At 67.4% G+C, this 18213-nt stretch carries 11 protein-coding genes; 8 read left to right on the top strand and 3 right to left on the bottom strand.

From position 1 onward, the window contains the following. Positions 1-238 precede the first annotated feature (238 nt). Together ACJ4V0_RS02395 and ACJ4V0_RS02390 are read left to right on the top strand one after the other, a co-directional pair. Positions 239-7909 (top strand): SDR family NAD(P)-dependent oxidoreductase, encoded by a 7671-nt coding sequence (locus tag ACJ4V0_RS02395; protein WP_448297938.1) that lies wholly within the window; start codon positions 239-241, stop codon positions 7907-7909. Further along, the gene (locus ACJ4V0_RS02390) at positions 7902-9215 is read left to right on the top strand and encodes an aminotransferase class I/II-fold pyridoxal phosphate-dependent enzyme (protein ID WP_448297937.1); all 1314 of its coding nucleotides are present in this window, start codon (positions 7902-7904) and stop codon (positions 9213-9215) included. The genes ACJ4V0_RS02395 and ACJ4V0_RS02390 overlap by 8 nt, the downstream gene beginning before the upstream one ends. Positions 9216-9248: 33 nt before the next feature. On the opposite strand, the gene ACJ4V0_RS02385 is transcribed toward ACJ4V0_RS02390, so the two are convergent. Beyond that, positions 9249-10394, bottom strand: a complete 1146-nt coding sequence (locus ACJ4V0_RS02385) for a hypothetical protein (protein WP_448297936.1) — start codon at positions 10392-10394, stop codon at positions 9249-9251. 144 nt (positions 10395-10538) lie between these two features. On the opposite strand from ACJ4V0_RS02385, the gene ACJ4V0_RS02380 reads away from it, so the two are divergent. From ACJ4V0_RS02380 to ACJ4V0_RS02365, 4 genes are all read left to right on the top strand, one after another. After that, positions 10539-11345 (top strand): SDR family NAD(P)-dependent oxidoreductase, encoded by an 807-nt coding sequence (locus ACJ4V0_RS02380; RefSeq protein WP_448297935.1) that lies wholly within the window; start codon positions 10539-10541, stop codon positions 11343-11345. Positions 11346-11415: 70 nt separating this feature from the next. Beyond that, positions 11416-12258, top strand: a complete 843-nt coding sequence (locus ACJ4V0_RS02375) for a hypothetical protein (RefSeq protein WP_448297934.1) — start codon at positions 11416-11418, stop codon at positions 12256-12258. A gap of 69 nt (positions 12259-12327) precedes the next feature. Further along, complete coding sequence (locus ACJ4V0_RS02370) at positions 12328-13065, top strand: polysaccharide deacetylase family protein (RefSeq protein ID WP_448297933.1); 738 nt, start codon at positions 12328-12330, stop codon at positions 13063-13065. Beyond that, the gene (locus tag ACJ4V0_RS02365; protein WP_448297932.1) at positions 13062-14051 is read left to right on the top strand and encodes a lysylphosphatidylglycerol synthase transmembrane domain-containing protein; all 990 of its coding nucleotides are present in this window, start codon (positions 13062-13064) and stop codon (positions 14049-14051) included. The genes ACJ4V0_RS02370 and ACJ4V0_RS02365 overlap by 4 nt, the downstream gene beginning before the upstream one ends. Positions 14052-14061: 10 nt before the next feature. Here ACJ4V0_RS02365 and ACJ4V0_RS02360 read toward each other — a convergent pair whose 3' ends face one another. Continuing rightward, a complete protein-coding gene (locus tag ACJ4V0_RS02360) occupies positions 14062-15171 on the bottom strand; it encodes a glycosyltransferase family 4 protein (protein ID WP_448297931.1) in 1110 nt (369 codons plus the stop codon). Between the two features lie 316 nt (positions 15172-15487). Here ACJ4V0_RS02360 and ACJ4V0_RS02355 point away from each other — a divergent pair, with 316 nt between their 5' ends. Continuing rightward, entirely contained in the window at positions 15488-16567 is a 1080-nt protein-coding gene (locus tag ACJ4V0_RS02355; protein WP_448297930.1) for an inositol-3-phosphate synthase, read from the top strand. A gap of 49 nt (positions 16568-16616) precedes the next feature. Then, positions 16617-17333 carry an LPS export ABC transporter ATP-binding protein gene (gene lptB, locus ACJ4V0_RS02350; RefSeq protein ID WP_448297929.1) on the top strand — a complete coding sequence of 239 codons (717 nt, stop codon included), beginning with the start codon at positions 16617-16619 and terminating at the stop codon, positions 17331-17333. A 248-nt stretch (positions 17334-17581) separates the two neighbouring features. On the opposite strand, the gene ACJ4V0_RS02345 is transcribed toward lptB, so the two are convergent. Beyond that, positions 17582-18055, bottom strand: coding sequence for a phosphatidylglycerophosphatase A family protein (locus ACJ4V0_RS02345; protein WP_448297928.1), 474 nt, complete (start codon positions 18053-18055; stop codon positions 17582-17584). Between the last annotated feature and the right edge of the window lie 158 nt (positions 18056-18213).

Genomic DNA, 18213 nt, shown 5'->3' with positions numbered 1-18213 from the left:
CGCGGCCGATTACGGCACGATCCAGCCCATGGAATGACCCAATGGAGCCGACAAATAGTGCTTGATGCACCGTGGTGATTGAGCCATAAACCGCGCTCGATTGTAGTCAAACACCGCAAAATCGCCGGATAATGCGCGGTGTTCTGTTCCCTCGGAAAAAGGTCGTCATACGCGGTCGTCGAACAGATCAACCGCGGGTGACGATGGTAAAGCGAAGAGCGTGATGCAGGATTCGGAGTTGGCCACGCAGTCGAGACCCTACCAGCCCATCGCGATCGTTGGTATCGGCTGCCGCTTCCCGGGCGGGGTTGCCTCGCCGAGTGAGTTCTGGACTCTCCTGACCGAGCAGGTCGATGGCACCAGCGAGGTTCCGGCGGATCGCTGGAGCATCGAAAAATACTACGATCCCGACCCCAAGCGTCCCGGAAAGCTCTATACGAAGCGCGGCGGGTTCATCAGCGGAATTTCCGAGTTCGATCCGCAGTTCTTCGGCATTTCCCCGCGCGAGGTCGCCTATGTCGACCCCCAGCACCGGATGCTGCTGGAAACGACCTGGGAAGCGTTCGAGGATGCGGGCATTGCCCCGCGGAGGTGGTCGGACCGGAAGGTCGGCGTGTTCGTCGGCCTGTTCACGCATGACTACGAGAACATTCACATGCGCGTGAGCGAGCGGGGCATCTACGGCCCCCACTCGGCAACGGGCATGTCGACCACGATCGCGGCCAATCGCCTGTCACACGCATTCGGCTTCACCGGCCCGTCGATGGTGATCGACACGGCCTGTTCGTCCTCGCTCGTGGCACTTCACCTTGCCTGCCGCAGCCTGCACGAGGGCGAATCCGAACTGGCGATCGCCGGCGGCGTCAATCTCCAGCTGTCGCCCGAGATGACGATGTCGCTGTGCAAGGCATCGATGCTGTCGCCGGACGGGCGATGCAAGAGCTTCGATGCCCGCGCCAACGGCTATGCCCGCGCCGACGGCGTCGGCATGGTGGTGCTGAAGACGCTGGAACGTGCCCAGGCGGACGGCGACCAGATCTATGCGGTCATCATGGGGAGCGCGGTCAACCAGGACGGCCGTACGCAAGGCCTGACCGTTCCCAACGGCGACGCCCAGCAGGTCGTCATGCGGGACGCACTCAGTTTCGCGGGCGTGCATCCCTCGGAGATTTCCTACATCGAGGCGCATGGAACGGGCACAGCCGTCGGTGACCCGATCGAGACCAATGCTCTCGGCACCGTGCTCCGCTCCGGCAACCCGGATCGAGCGCCCTGCGTGATCGGGTCCGTGAAGAGCAATTTCGGCCACACCGAGTCGGCCGCCGGCATTGCCGGCCTGATCAAGGTGGCGCTCATGCAGCGCCATGGGTACATCCCGCCCAACCTGCATTTCGAGACCCCCAATCCGAACATCCCGTTCGAGGATCTTCGCCTGCGGGTGCCGACTGCCCTCGAGGAGTGGCGGACCGGTGAGGGCGGGCGGCGCCTCGCCGGCATCAATTCCTTCGGCTTCGGTGGCACGAACGCCCATGTCGTTCTGGCGAACGCGCCTGGACCGCAGACGACAGCGGCGGAGCGGAGTGACGGCGACCAGGCCCATCTCGTTCTCCTGTCGGCACGAAGCGACGAGGCGCTCAAGGCCAACGCCCGCCGACACGGCAATTTCCTGCGGTCGGATCGGCAGACGGGAGTTCCGTTGGCGGATGTTTCCGCAGCTCTGGCTCTCGGCCGCGACCATCATCCGATCCGCCTGGCGGTGGCCGGCAGGACGGCCTCCGAAGTCGCCGATCTGCTCGACGGCTTTGCCGCCGGCCAGCGGCGGCAGGGCGTGGTGTCAGGCCAGGTCGCGGATGCCGGCGCCTCCGGAGTCGTCTTCGTCTGCTCGGGCATGGGCCAGCAGTGGTGGGCCATGGGCCGGGGCCTGCTGGATTCCGAACCCGTCTTCGCGCGGAAGATCGACGAACTGGACCGCATGTTCGGGCGGCTCGCGCGTTGGTCGCTGCGCGACATCCTCAGCCGCGCCGAAACTGACTCGCAGATCGATCGCACCGAGTACGCCCAGCCCGCCATCTTCGGCCTGCAGATGGGCCTCGCCGCGCTCTGGGAATCCTGGGGGGTCAAGCCCGATCTGGTCGTCGGGCACAGTGTCGGCGAGGTCGCTGCAGCCTGCATTGCCGGCGCGCTGACGCTGGAAGACGCGGTAACGGTGTGCTTCCACCGCAGCCGCCTTCAGGCGACGCTTGCAGGCCGGGGCGGCATGCTGGCGGTCGGCCTTCCCGAAGCGGACCTGGCCCGGCGCATCCAGGGCAAGGAAGCACTTGTCTCGATCGCCGCCGTCAATAGCGCCGAAAGCGCCACGCTGGCGGGCGATACGGCCACGCTCCAGCAGATTGAGGCGGACCTGCAGCGCGAGGCGATCTTCGCCCGCATGCTGAACGTCGAGGTCCCCTACCATTCCCCGGTCATGGACGAGATCCGCGAGCCGTTCCGCGCCGCGCTGCAGGGCATCGCGCCCCGCGCGTCCGCCGTCCCGCTCGTGTCGACGGTGACCGGCCAGTTGATCGACGGAACGGCCTTCAACGCCGACTACTGGAATCGCAATGTGCGCGAGCCCGTCGCCTTCGCAAAGGCGATCGGAACCCTTGCCGGCCTGCAGGGACGCGTCTTTATCGAAATCGGAGCCCACCCGGTTCTCGCGTCCTCCATCGGCGAGTGTCTCACGGCGGCGGGTGTCCAGGGGACGGTGATCGCCTCCCTCCGTCGCAAGCACGACGACGCGACGACCTTCATGGCCGCTGTCGGCCAGCTGCATTGCCTCGGGCACCGCCTCGCCCTGGAGGCGAAGTTCGCTCGCCCGTCCTCGCGTCTGGACTTGCCGCTCTATCCTTGGCAGCGGTCAACGTTCTGGGCGGAGACCGCGGATTCCCGGAAGCTGCGCACCGGCCTCGCATCGGACGATGTCCGGCCCGACCACCCGTTGCTGGGAGAGCGCCAGGCCGCCCCCCAGCCGGCCTGGAGCAACGAGATCGACGTCAACCGGCCGCACTACCTCAAGGACCATGCGGTGCAGGGGGCCGTGGTCTTCCCGGCGGCCGGTTTCATCGAGATGGCCCTCGCAGCCGCGCGGGAAACGGTGGGCGCGCAGGGCGGCCCCCTGACGATCGAGCGACTGTCGATCGAGGCTCCCCTCGTGCTTTCTGCCGGGTCCACCTCCAGCGTCCAACTGACGGTCGGCGATGGGCAGAAATTCCAGATCCACAGTCATGGCCAACAAGAGGGCGTCAAGCGGTGGACCCGCCATGTCGCGGGAACGCTGATCGAGCCCAGGCCGACAGCCGACGCCCAGTTCCTCGATGCGGCAGATCTTCATGATCGCCTGTCGAACCTCGTCGGCCAGGACGAGATCTACCGTCGTTTCGACACGATGCAGTTGCAGTATGGTCCCCTGTTCCAGAATCTGCATACGGCCTGGGTCGGCGATGGCGAAGCACTGGGCCAGTTGGTCGTACCGCCGGCGATGGTGGCGGAAATCCCCCTCTACAACCTTCATCCCGCGCTGCTGGACGCAACCTTCCAGCTGCTGGTGGCGCTGCCTGCCGAAGGAACCTTCCTCCCGGTGGGCGTCGAGCGGGTCGAGGTGATCCATCCCGGCGTCGCGCCCGCCTGGGCCTACGTCCGAAAGGTCAGCGAGACCAAGACCCGCATCGTCGCCGACCTGATCGTGGCGGACGAGCAGGGACGCGTGCTCGCGAGGCTGTCGGGGCTCGCCTGTCAGGCGATGGCCGATGCCGGGGCGGAACGGTCAGCGATGTCGGGCTCGTTCCTGTTCGACCGCGTATGGGTCGATTCGGATCTCAGCTCCCGGTCCGTCCGGCAGCGGGCCAGTGCCCTCCCCGCGCCTCGCGATCTTGCCCCTGGCCTGCAGACGCGCCATGACCGGCGCGACGCCGACGCGCGGCGCGAGAGGTTCGTGCTGAAAGCCTGGCCGGCGCTCGACGAACTTGCGAGCGACTATTTCATCAATGCCCTGACGAATCTTGGATGGAACTGGCAGGCCGGAATTCATTTCACGGCGGCCGATCTGTCGAAGCAGTTGGATATCGCATCCCGGCATGTGCGCTTTGTCGAACGGATGCTCATGCATCTCGTGCGCTCCGGCCACCTGGAGGTGGATGGCGGTCGCTGGCACGTCCGGCAGGTGCCCGCGATCCGGGACACGGAAGCCCAGTGGCGCGCCCTGTCGCTCGCCTATCCGGAGTGCCACGCCGAACTCAACCTGACGCGCCGTTGCGGTTTCCGATTGGCGCAGTTCCTGCGGGACGAGGAAGAGCCGCTCTCGGCCCTCTTCCCGGTCGGCTCGCCGATCGCCGAGCACATGTATGCGGACTCGCCGACCTGCGGCCCTTACAACCGCATCATCGCCGACTCGCTCGACGAGATCGTGCGCAAGCTGCCGGAAGGACAGACGCTGCGTATCCTCGAGGTGGGCGCGGGAACCGGCGGGCTGACCTCGCACCTTCTGCCGCTGCTACCCGCCGAGAAGACCGATTACGTCTACACCGACGTGTCGCAGAGCTTCCTGAACCACGCCAAGGACCGATTTCGCGCCTTCCCCTTCGTTCGCTACGAGATCTTCGATGTCGAGCATGATCCGGAGGCGCAGGGACTGGTTCCCGGCTTCTTCGACCTGATCGTTATCTGCGATGCGGTCCATGCCACGGCGCACCTGCGCACCTCGATCGGGAACCTGCACGACCTCCTCGCGCCGGGCGGCATGCTCGCGCTCATGGAGGTCACCAGTCCGACGCGCTGGTACGATCTCGTCTTCGGGCTGCTTCCCGGCTGGTGGGCCTTCACCGACAGGGATTTGCGCCCCGATCACGCGACGCTTCCGGCGGCGGGCTGGCTCTCGGTTCTGGCCCTGTGCGGCTTCGACGAGGCCGTCGCCGTGTCCGATGGGATTTCGGCGGGGCAGGAGAGCCTCCAGACCGTCTTTTTCGCGCGCAGGCCCGACCACGCCGGGTCAGCCGCGGCGGTGCTTCCCGCCATCTCGCCCGAACTGCGCGCGGCCGCGACCGAGACCCCCGTCGTGTTGCTCGCGGACGCGATCGGCGTCGCGGACGGTCTTGCCGCTGCTCTTCGCGCGCTCGGGACCGATGTCAGTGTCGTCACGCCGGGCCTTGGGGGCGACAGCCTGCTCCGGCCTGCCATTCTGGCGGCGGGCGGTGTCGCCATGACCGCCCCGGCCGTCGTCGATATGCGCAACCTGTCGCAACCAGGCGGCAACGAGGACCAGCCCTCGAACGCCGGCACCCTCGCCTGCGAGAATTTGCGCGACGTCGTCAGGGTCCTCGCCGAACAGTCCTGGCGCGAGCGGCCCGACCTGTGGATCGTCACCAACGGCGCGGAGAGCGTCGGCGGGCTTCAGAGCCTTTCCCTGCATCAGGCGCAAGTGCGTGGATTCGCACGCGTCGTGACATCCGAGCATGCGGAACTGAACACCCGCCTAGCGGATCTGAGCCCCGTGCCGGGTGCGACCGAACTCGCCGCCCTGGCGCGGCTCCTGATCGGCAGAGGCGCCGAGGACGATGTCGCGCTGCGCGGCGACCACATGTTCTTCAGCCGTGTCATTCCCCATCGCAACCGGCGCAGGACGGACGGAGAGACGACGGGCTTCCGGATCACCCGCGAAAGGCGAGCTCCGGATGGGTTGGTGTTCCGGGAAACGGCGGCCACCCCGCCTGGTCCCGGCCAGGTGCAGGTTCAGATGCGGGCTTCCGGCCTGAACTACAAGGACTTTGCGCGGCAGGTCGGCCTGCTTGAGGCCGGTTCCGACAGTCCCGGCCTGGAGGGTGCGGGCGTCGTCGTCGCGGTGGGACCGGGCGTGGACCGCCTGGCCCCTGGTGACAATTTTGTCGGGCTGATCGATGGTAGTCTGTCGAACCCCATCAATGCGGACGCACGGCTCCTTGTCCGCATGCCGGCGAACCTTTCGTTCGAGGATGCAGCGGGGCTCCCCGTCGTCTTCCTGACAGCCTATCAGGCACTGAAGCGGCAGGCACGGATCGCTCCCGGTGAGGCGGTGCTCGTGCACACGGCCGCGGGCGGCCTCGGACTGGCCGAAATCCAGGTCGCACGCGCCTTGGGCGCCAGAGTTTTCGCGACAGCAGGAAACGCCGAGAAGCGCGACTACCTCCACGCGCTCGGCATCGACTATGTCGGCGACTCCCGGACGACCCATTTCGCCGACGAGATTCTGGCGGCAACGGGTGGCCGCGGCGTTGATGTCATTCTCAACACGCTGTCAGCGGAGATGAACCGCGACAACCTCAGGCTGTTGCGGCCCGGCAGCGGACGCCTCGTCGATCTGAGGAACATGCATTATGGAGCGCAGCTGGATTATGCTGCCCTGCAGAGTGGTGTGATGTTCTCGGCCTTTGACCTCGGTGTGATGGCGGCCGCCGACCACGACTACATGACGGGACTGCTCGAAGAGATCGCGCCCCTGTTCGAAAACGATACGCTGCGGCCGGTTCCCTACCGCAGTGCGCCGGTGGAGCGGATCGGCGAAACCATTCGCAGCTTTCGCAAGGCCGCGCATATCGGGAAGTTCGTGGCGACCTTCACCGACAGCACGGTGGACATGGCTCCCGCGGCGGCGCCCGTCGCGCTGACGGATCAGGGAATCTATCTCATCTCGGGCGGACTTTCCGGATTCGGCCTGTCGACGGCGCGCTGGCTGGCTTCGAACGGCGCCAGGCATCTGGTTCTCGTTGGCCGCCGGGGCGCGGCGACCCCCGAAGCGCAGGACGCCCTCGCCGATCTGCGCGCGGCGGGCGTCCATGTCGAGACCGTGGCGGCCGACGTCTCGGATGCCGGACAGGTCGAGGCTCTCGTCCGCCGCTTCGGCAGCGAATGGCCGCGCCTGCATGGCATCGTCCATGCGGCGATGGTGCTGCGCGACGGCCCGATCCTGGGGATGACCTCCGAGCATATCCAGGCGGTCCTCAGGCCGAAGGTCGACGGGGCGTGGAACCTGCACCGGTTCACGCTCGACCAGCCACTGGACTTCTTCGTCTGCTACTCGTCGCTGTCGGCACTGGTCGGCAATCGCGACCAGGCGAACTACGCGGCTGCGAACGAATATCTTGAGGCTATCTGCCGCCATCGTCGCGCGAACGGGCTACCTGCTGTGTCGATCAGTTGGGGCGCCATCGCCGACATCGGCTACGTCGCCCGCGACGAAGGCGTACGGGACGTGCTCCGTCGCCAGGGCGCCTTCGACCTCAAGCTTGAGCAGGCCTGGATTGCCCTGTCGCACGGCTTGCGCGCGGGCGTGACCAATCTCTACGCCGCATCGATGGACTGGACGACGCTGAAGCAGTTCTCGCGGACGGTCTCGACATCGCCACGCTTCCAGTTCCTGGGGGCGAGCACGGCCAGCCCGGGCGTAGAGAAGGGCGCCACGAGCGAGTCCGAAAGCCGCCTCGACGGCAATGCGACGCCGGAAGAGCGGTACAGGCAGCTCCAGATCATCCTCGCGCGGGAGGTGTCCGGCGTCCTCGGAACGGATCCCGACACCCTCGACCTGAACCGGCCGTTGCAGAGCCTCGGCTTCGATTCGCTCATGGCCGTGGAACTCACGGTGGCCATCGAACGCGCCACCGGCTACGGCTTCTCGCGCATGTCGCTGCTGCGCGCCGACGCGACCACCGCCGAACTCGTGCGGGAGATCGCCGAGGTTCTGGGAGCGCGTGCGGGGGAGACCGCGCCGGAATCGGATGACGCCGAGGCGTCCCCTCAGCCGGCGAAGGCGCAGTCCGAACGGCGCAGCGTCGACGAACTGAACGACAACGAAGTCGACGCCCTGCTTCGGGAGCTCGTCACCGAAGAGATGGGCAATGGATGATCCCAGGAATGCGCTCGCTGCCCTCTCGGCGCAGCAGAAGCGTGCACTTCTCGAGAAGCTCCTGAGGGAGCGGAGCCAGGCGGGGTCGGCTACCCCGACGGGAAAATACGTCTTTCCGGCCGAGTACGATGCCCTCCGCCAGGTCTATGAGGCCGCCTCCGAAGAGGGGGTTGGAGACCTGATGTTCAGGAGCTTCGACGGCGTCAACAGCGCCATTGCGGAAGCGAACGGCGAAACGCTGACCAACTTCTGCAGCTACAACTACATCGGAATGTCCGGTGATCCCGCCGTCTCGCAAGCAGCGATCGACGCGATCCACACCTATGGAACCTCCGTGTCGGCGTCCCGCGTCGTTTCCGGCGAGCGACCGATCCACCGGCAGCTCGAGCAGGCGCTCGCCGAATGGGTCGGCGCGGAAGATTCCGTCGTCTTCGTGGGTGGCTTCACCTCGAACGTCGACACGATCGGTCACCTGTTCGGCAAGGACGATCTCATCGTCTACGATTCGCTGATCCATGCCAGCGTCCAGGAAGGCGCGAAGCTGTCGGGGGCGCTGACCGTGCCCTTTCCGCACAACAACCCGGATGCGCTCGACAACATCCTCCAGCGGCGGCGCAAGGACGCTCGACAGGCGCTGATCGTCGTCGAAGGCATCTACAGCATGGACGGCGACATCGCCGACCTTCCCCGCCTCATCGAGATCAAGAAGCGCCACAACGCCCTGCTGATGGTGGACGAAGCTCACTCGATCGGCGTCCTCGGGCCGAGCGGCCGCGGGATCGGCGAGCATTTCGGTACGCCGGGCAGCAGTGTCGACCTGTGGATGGGGACGCTGAGCAAGTCGTTCGCCAGTTGCGGCGGCTACATCGCCGGCGCGCGCGACCTGATCACCTATCTGCGGCGGACCGCTCCCGGTTTCGTCTACAGCGTCGGCATGACGCCGGCCAACGCGGGGGCCGCCCTGGGATCACTGCGGACTCTCCGGGACCGGCCCGAGCGCGTCGCCCTCCTCAGGGAGCGCACCCGGCTGTTCCACACGCTGGCGCAGGAACGCGGCCTCGATATCGGCGACGCACATCCGCACTCGGCGGTGATGCCGATCATCACGGGTGACGGGCGGCTGGCCGTCCAGCTGTCGAGGGCGCTGCTCGGCGAGGGGATTCTCGCCCTGCCCATCGGCTTCCCGGCCGTTCCCGAGAACAAGGCGCGGCTGCGCTTCTTCATCAGCAGCACGCATACGGAAGACCAGATCCGGCGGACGGTCGATGCGACCGCGCGCCATCTGGCGCACCTCACCCGGTCCTGACCCCCGGCAACGCCGGCCGCGGGCCGGCGCGTGTCAGCCGGCGCCCAGTTCCCGGTCGTAGAGACGCAGCGTCCGCGCGATCGAGAAGCCGTACTGCCGCAACAGCTTGCGCAGGGGCTCGTTGTTGTCGAGCACCCACCCCGCCTCGACCCACTTCAGATCGTTGTTGTAGTTGGTGAAGCGGGTGATGATCTCGTCCACCATGGCCATGGCGATCATGGCGCCTGTCACGCTCTGGCGGAACTCCGACAGCACGCCGAGCAGGATGATGCGACCGGTCGAGAACTTGTGGAAGAAGGTGCGATAGCCGAGCTTGGCCCAGCCGAGAACGCTCGGATCGGCGCCGAGGTCGGCGGTGATCTCGAAGAGATTGGGCAGGATCATCGCCACCGCCACCGTCTTGCCGGCCCGCTCGACGATCATGCCGAGTTCAGGCCGGACGAAGGGCTTCATGTCCCGGCTCAGGCCCGCGAGATCCTCGGGCTCGAGCGGCACGAAGCCCCAGTTGTCCTTCCAGGCGTCGTTGTAGACGAGACGCATGATCTCGATGTCGCCGGGAATGTCGCGCATGTTGAGCGGGCGGATGGTGATGGCGGCGGCGGTCATGGCACGGCGGCGCTCGTTCAGCGTGCGCAGGTGATCCTCGATGTGCTCCAGCCGCCAGTAGTGGAGATCGCGGCAGGCCGAAAAACCCGCAGCCAGGACGTGCCGCTCGAGATAGGGCGGATGCCAGGGCGCCATGATCAGGGGCGGCTGGTCGTGCCCGTCAACGAGTAGGCCGGGCTCCTCGTTCATCGACAGCAGGCAGGGGCCGACCGCCCGGGTCTTGCCCTGTTGCCGCAGCCAGTCGGTCGCGACCGCCAGCAGCGCCTCGACGACGGCCGGGTCATCGATCGCGTCGAGGCATCCGAACAGGCCGGCATCGCCGAAGGTCGCCGCCGGCTGGGCCTCGTCGATCTGGGCGGAGATGCGTCCGACGGCCGCGCCGCCGCGCCGGGCGATCCAGTACTGCGCCCGTCCATGCTTGAACAGCGGCGCCTTGGCCGGATCGAGGAACCCCTTCCGGTCCATCGTCAGGGGCGGCACATAGGCCGGAAAGTCGCGGTAGAGGCGGCCCGGAAGCCGGATGAACTCATTCAGGGCCGCCTTCGTGTTTACAGGCTCGATGACGACTGGCATTGTATTCGACTGCTGAGGGACCATGGGGCGGCAGACACGGCTCTGTTGTGCGCCCGCGGTTGACGGGCGACGATCGCCTGCGGTGTACAGCCCGGCGCGTCACCAGTCCACAAGGCGGCACGAACGGCATCTGCAAGGAAAGCCATGCAACATCCTGATACGGCCGGCGCGCGCACGCCGCAGGCGACCGAGCATGTGCTCATCACGGGCGCGACCAGTGGCCTGGGATGGGCTCTGGCGGAGCACTATGCGGCTCCCGGCATCCTGCTCTCGCTGGCCGGGCGCGACCCGGAACGGCTGGCTGCGATCCGGCAGCTCTGCGAGGCCAGGGGCGCGGTGGTCGAGGCGGGCCAGGTTGACGTCACCGATGCCGAAGCCATGGAGCAATGGCTGATCGCGCGCGACGATGCGCAGGAGGTCGACATCCTCATCGCCAATGCGGGAATGGGCGGCTCTGCCGTCGTTCCCGGAACTTCCGGCGAGGATGGTCCGCTCGCCCGCAGGATCGTCGCGGTCAATACGGTCGGGGTGATCAACTCCGTCACGCCGCTGCTGCCACGGATGACGGCGAGGAAGCGCGGCCGGATCGCGCTGATCGGCTCGATCTCCGGCGCCATCGGCCTGCCGCAGTCGCCGGTGTACTGCGCCTCGAAGGCGGCCGTGCAGATCTACGGCGACGCCCTGCGCCGCCTGGTGCGCCAGCACGGGGTCATGGTGACGAATGTCCTGCCCGGCTTCGTCGACACGCCGATGAGCCGGTCGCTGGACATGCCCCGGCCCTTCTGCTGGCCGGTGGAGAAGGCGGCCCGGCGCGTCGCCGGTGATATCGCCCGCGGCCGGCGCCAGTGCGTGTTCCCCTGGCAGTTGCGCCTGTCGATCGGCCTGCAGAACTACCTGCCGCTGGCGCTCACCGACTTCGTCATGGCCATGTCGAACCGGTCGGCGCGGTGACATCCTTCGCTGGGAGCCGGCGCGTTCTTGCGGGGGCGACGACCTGCGACGCGGGAGCCGGAGCCGCTCCATGCTGATGAAGGTCCGCAACGCCCTGATGCGGTTCAGGCGCATGACGCCGGCCCGCCTCTATCGCGACCACGCCCGCGCGCGTCAGCTGATCAACGGTGGCGGCAGCCCCCTCCGCCCGCCGTCTCCCCGGCCGGAGCGCATCGTCGTCTCCCTCACCACGGTGCCCGAGCGCATGGACCAGCTCGGCCCGGTCCTACGCAGCCTCTTGACTCAGACCGAGCCGGCCGACCGGATCGTCCTGGCGCGCCCGGAGGTGTCCTGGCGCTCCGGCAAGCCCTATCCCCCCTTCGCGCCGGCCATGCCCGGCATCGACGTGATCGCCGCGACCGACCAGGGTCCGGCGACCAAGCTGCTGCCCGCCCTGCTCGCCGAGCCCGATGCCGCCATTCTGGTGGTCGACGACGACGTCATCTATCCCGACGACTTCATCGCGCAGATGCTGGCCTGGCACAGACGGCTGCCGCATGCCGCGATCGGCTGGCGCGGGTGGAGGATCGTCGCCGACGCCCACCCCAAGGACTATCCGCACATCTTCGCAACGGCGCTGACCCGCCCGGAACCCGTCGACATCCTGCTCGGCACCTGGGGCTATCTGGTGCCGCCTGGAGCCTTCGATGCCGCCGTTCACGACTTTTCCGGCTTTCCGCCCTCGGTGCGTTTCGTCGACGACGTCTGGTTCTCGGGACATCTGGCACGGCGCGGCGTGCAGCGCCTCGTCATCCCGGGACGGGGGCTGCCGATCGAGACGCGCGCCTCGGGTCTGGCTGCTCTGACGTTCGGACCCAACAGTTCGGGCGCCAACGACCTCGAGGCCATCGCCGCGTTCCGCGAGTTCTGGTGACGCGCGGCGCGACGGGGTCGGGCCCTGTAGCCCTCCCCCTCGCCATGGAAATGCTCTAAGAGCACCGGCATGTCCGCTCCCTCCCCGCTGCGCGTCGCGCTCACCGTCGACATGGAACCCGACTGCCCGCCGTTCCTGTGGACCTGGCGGGGCGTGACGGAAGGCGCACCGCGCCTGCTCGAGCTGTTCGGGCGCGAGGCCATCCCGGTGACGTGGTTCACGACCGGCGAGACCGCCCGCCTGCACCCCGGTTCCGTCAGTTCCATCGTCGACGCGGGGCATGAACTGGCCTGCCACGGCGTCAGCCACCAGCGCTTCGACTGGATGTCGCGGGACAGCGCGCGCCGGGAGATCCAGGAATCGACCCGGCGTCTTCGCGACTTCGGCGAGATCACCTCGTTCCGCGCGCCATATCTGCGCTTTCCCGGACACTATCTCGATCTCTTGCAGGACGAGGGCTTCCTCCTTGATTCCTCCCAGGCCCTCTACAAGAAGGACGTGCCGGGCGAGGAGAATGCCCCCGGACTGATCCGCATTCCGGCCTCGATCACCTCCAGCGCCCTGCGCATTCCGCGCCTCTTGCGCGAGTACTTCCTCGGCCGCCTCGCCGATCCCGTCGTGCTGTTCGTCCATCCCTGGGAGTTCGTCGACTTCCGCCAGTCGACGCTGCGCTATGATTGCCGCTTTCGTACCGGCCAGCCGGCACTGGATGCGCTCGCCTCGGTGATCGGGTTCTTCAAGGCGCGCGGCGCCACCTTCATGACCATGCGCGAGATGGGCGCGCAGGCGCGAGGCAGCGGGGCATGACCTCGGCGGACACCTCGCCCACGCCGCCCCGACCGTCGCGCCGCATATGGTGGATCATCGGCTGGTCGGTCCTTGCCGCGTTTTTCGCCGTGGCCGCCTATGCGCTTCCCTGGACGGAGGTTCTCGCGGCGCTGGCCGGCGCGAAATGGCAATGGCTCGGGGTTGCGCTGATCGCCGCCGTCGCCGGCTGGCCGTTCTGGGTTCTGCAATGGTGGCTGCTCGCGCCCGCGGCGCACCGCCCCAGCCTCGACCGCATGGCCCAGGTCACCGCCCTGACGGGAACAGCCAACGTGTCACTTCCCATGGCCGGCGTCGTCGCCGCCGTCGGCTTTCTCATCATGCGCGGCGGCCTGCCGGCGACCGCCGCCGCATCGCTCTACACCGTCGACCAGCTGCTGACCGGCATCGCCAAGGTCGGCATTCTGGCCCTAGCCTCGGTCCTGGTGCCGGTTCCCGACTGGCTACGCACCGGGCTCCTGTCACTCTCCGGCGTCATGGTTCTCTTCACGTTGGCCCTTCTCGCTGCTGCTCATGGTGGCGCGCGTCTGAGGCGACTGGCCATCGGGCTGGGGGAGAAGCCCGCCCGGATCGTCCGGCTCCTCGCCGATTTCGTCGATCACCTGGAGCCGATGCGCCGTCCCTGGCTCGGCCTCGCCGTCGTCCTGCTGGCCTTCGCCAAGAAGGCGTCGGAAGTCGCCGTCGCATTGAGCGTTCAGATCGCCGTCGGGATGGAGCCGAGCCTGGCGGGTGCGGTTCTGGTCGTGGCGGCCCTGAGCCTTGCGACGCTTGCGCCGATCTCGCCGGGCAATCTCGGCGTGTTCGAGGCGACGGTGATTCTCTCCTATCAGTATCTCGGCGTACCGCTCCCTATCGCCGCAGCCGCCGCTTTCCTGCAGCATGGCGTGGCTTTCCTCACATCGCTGCTGATCGCCCTCTACCCGGCATGGGCCATACCGCGCGAGACCAGGTCCCCGGCGGCGCCCTGACGTCGGCGCCTCAGCCGACAGCCGTGATCGCAGACCGGTATTCCGCCTCGAAAAGGGGCGCTATATCCGTCCAGCCGACGCCCGGAAGGGGCCTTGATGCCGCCTCGGACAGTCTGCGGCGCAGGGGAACGTCGAGGATCACCCGCCGCAGATGATCGGCGAGTTCGCGATCATCCGAGGCCAGCAGCGCATCCTCTCCGGCGGTGAGAAAATCGCGCGCCCCCGACTGGACCATGGTGATGACCGGAAGTCCGGCTGCCCGCGCCTCGAGCGCGGCGATGCCGAAGGCTTCCAGCCGTGACGCGAGGACGAAGACGTCCGAGCGGTGCAACAGACCGCGAATGGCCTCGCGCGATTGCCGGCCGGCGAGCTTGACCTGACCGGCGAGCCCGGCGCGCCGGATAATGCCTGCGATCGCGCTCATCTCATCGCCGTCGCCGACAATGGTCAGCCGCGCGGCATCGGCCGGCAGGCCCTCGACCGCCCGGGCGAAGGCCTTCACCAGCCACCGGGCACGCTTCCGCTTCTGCAGGCGGGTCACCGAGATGAATTCGACCGGACCGGACGACGCCCCAGGGGCAGGCCCATCCTTTCGCCACCACGACAGATCGACACCGTTGGCGATCACCGTGACGGGCTTGTCCTTGACCAGCGGACGCAGCGCAGCCGCGGCGACCGTCGATACGGCGCCGAAGCAGATCGCCGACCGGCTGTAGCCGTGAAGCGCGTCGAGCAGCATGAGCGGGACGTCGTAGTATTTCAGAACCGAATGAAAGCTCGCCACACAGGCAATCCGCCGCCGGATGCAATGCTGCATGGCATGGTGGGCAATGGGCGCGACATTGCCGGCATGGACATGAACGACATCGTAGCCGCCCTCATCGATCGCGCGGCGAAGCGCGGCGAAGACGCCGGGCGTCACCGCGATGCCGAACCCCGGCAGCCGGAAGCCGCCCAGCCGGTGCACCGGCAGGCCGTCCACGACCGAATCGCCCGGAACCCCGCAGACGATGTGCACCTCATGCCCGCGGTCGGTCAGTACGCGCGCCAGATCGCGCATCTGCAATTCGATGCCGCCAAGGCGCGGCAGAAACCAGTCGCTGACAAAGGCGATCTTCACGGTGACGGTTCACTCCCGGAGGTCCGCGGCCCACAGCCATAGCCGCGCCGGCGCCGGCATGTCCACGCGCCCCGCTTGCCGTCCACCGACTCACCGCTCAATCCCCGCAAAGTGGACCAGACAGGCCTCGACCGATCGACCTGACGGCTCCGTCGCGCCCGCTCGCCCGCCCGGTTTTCGCTTGCAGGCCAGCTCTGCCGGAAAGGCCGGTTTTGCCTGTCATGATTCTGACGGAAACGCTTCAAATGGCGCGACAATGCAGTATAAGGAGCCGCGCTCGGCCGGACCCATCGGCGAGAGCTCTTGGAGATCGTTCGTGTCACAGTCCGCCATTCGTGTTGCCATCGTCGGTGTCGGAAATTGCGCATCAGCTCTGGTTCAGGGTCTTCACTTTTACCGGGATGCCGGGCGTGACGAGGTGGTTCCCGGCCTCATGAACGTGGTGGTCGGTCCCTATCATGTCCGTGACGTCGAGATCGTCGCCGCTTTCGATATCGATGACCGCAAGGTCGGTCAGGACGTGGCCGATGCGATCCTGGCGAAGCCCAACAACACCATCCAGTTCGCCAGGGTGCCGAAGACCGGGGTCACCGTGCAGCGCGGGCCGACGCTCGACGGAATCGGCAAGCACCTCATCGACGTCGTGATCGAATCCAGCACCAAGCCGGTCGACGTCACGGCCGCGCTGAAGGCGGCGAAGGCCGAGGTTATCATCTCCTACCTGCCGGTCGGCTCGCAGCAGGCCAGCGAGTTCTATGCCGAGAGGGCGCTCGAGGCCGGCTGCGGATACATCAACTGCGTGCCGGTGTTCATCGCTTCGGACCCGGACTGGGCGAAGCGCTTCGAGGACAAGGGCCTGCCGATCGTCGGCGACGACATCAAGAGCCAGGTCGGCGCGACCATCGTCCACCGGGTTCTGGCCCGTCTGTACGAGGATCGGGGCGTCAAGATCGATCGCACCTATCAGCTCAACGTCGGCGGCAATACCGACTTCCTCAACATGCTCGAGCGCGAGCGCCTGACATCGAAGAAGAAATCGAAGACGCAGGCTGTCTCCAGCCAGATCGATGTCCCGCTGCCCGCGGACTGCATCCACATCGGCCCGAGCGATTTCGTTCCGTTCCTCCACGACCGCAAGATCGCCTATATCCGCCTCGAGGGGACCGGCTTCGGCGGTGTCCCGCTCAACATGGAACTGAAGCTCGAGGTCTGGGATTCCCCCAATTCGGCCGGCGTGGTGATCGACGCCATCCGCTGCTGCCGGATCGCGCTGGACCGGAAGATCGGCGGGCCTATCGGTGGCCCCTCGAGCTATTTCATGAAATCGCCGCCCGAGCAGTTCACCGATCCGGAAGCCCGCGACCGCACCATCGCCTTCATCGAGGGCCGGACCTGAGGGGTCCTTCCGGAGCGGGTAGCCCATCGGCCCTTCGGAACCGAGATCGATGCTGATCGCCCGCCGGCTTGCCAAGGCACATGATGGCCGCCCGGTCGTCCGGGGTGTCGATCTTGCGCTGCGCCGCGGCGAGGTGGTGGGCCTGCTCGGCCCCAACGGCGCCGGCAAGACCACGACCTTCTCGATGATCGTCGGCATGCAGACGCCCGACAGCGGCGTCGTCCTGCTCGACGGCGAGAACATCACGCACCTGCCGCTGTTCATGCGCGCCAGACTGGGGCTCAGCTATCTGCCCCAGGAAGCCTCGATCTTCCGCGGCATGACGGTGGAGGACAACATCCTCATCGTCCTGGAATCGCTCATCTCTGGTCGCGGCGCCATCAAGGCGCGGCTCGATGCCCTGCTGGAGGAGTTCGGAATCGGTCACGTGCGACGGTCCCGGGCCGGCGCGCTGTCGGGAGGCGAGCGCCGGCGGCTGGAAATCGCCCGGACCCTTGCCAGCGCACCGTCCTTCGTCCTGCTGGATGAGCCCTTTGCGGGCGTTGACCCGATCGCGGTGACGGAAATCCGGCTCCTCGTCCGCAAGCTCTCCGCGGGGGGCATCGGCGTCCTCGTCACGGATCACAACGTGCGCGAGACGCTCAGCCTTGTCGACAGGGCCTATATCCTCGACGGAGGCCTCGTCCTCGCCTCGGGCAGCGTCGACGGCATCGTTTCCGATCCGCGCGTCAAGGCCGTCTATCTCGGCACCGATTTCGTGCTCTGAGCCGATGACGCGGCTCGGGCCGTGGCATCACCGCAACACCCCGTCGCCGGCCTCACCTTGCCTCCTGTCCGACACCTTCCTGCAACCGTCACGCCCCGATCGCGACATGCTTCCTTAACCATCTGGTGCGACGCTACCGGCTGAACCAGGAAGGTTTCGGGTCATGCAGCTCCTCGATGGAATGGGCATCGGATTCGCACTGGCCTGCGGTCTTCTCGCCATGCGCGCCCTGGTCGGCACATGAACCGCTAGAGCCAGCCAAAACGGGCCAGCGCCGCGACGGACGCCAGGGCGAAGACGGCCGCAACCGCATCATCCAGCATGATACCGAACCCGTGCCCGACCTTCCGGTCGATCAGGCCGATGGGCCAGGGTTTTGCGATGTCGAAAAAGCGGAAGGCCAGGAAGCCGGCCAGCACCGCAGTCATCCCGGCCGGCGCGAATGCGACGACCGTGGCCATCGCCCAGGTCTCGTCGAACACGATGGCGGGATGGTCGTGTACGCCGGCCTGACGGGCTGTGACCCCGCAGGCCCAGACGCCCGCCGCGAAGCCGGCTGCCAGCACCGCCAGCGCCGCAACCGGTGGGATCGTCGCCAGCCAGAGCCCCAGGGGAATGCCGGCGATCGCGCCCCATGTTCCCGGCGCGAGGGGAAGAAGTCCGACACCTCCGGTCAGGGCCACGACGGCGGCCGGGTGACGGACAAGGAATGCGGCGTTCACGGTCGCCTGCGGGGCATGGCCGGGTTCCGGACTCATCCGCCTGCGACCCCGAAACCAGGGGCCGGACGGGAGGGCGACGCCTGCAGGTGCGGTCTTCGACTTCCGGCAGCGCGACGCAGCCGACGAGCGGACACGCCCGCATGGGACCCTCGCGGTGC

The sequence above is a fragment of the Phreatobacter aquiterrae genome (assembly GCF_053471285.1).
Note: the sequence above shows the minus strand (reverse complement) of the source record. Positions and strands in the feature narration are given on the sequence as shown.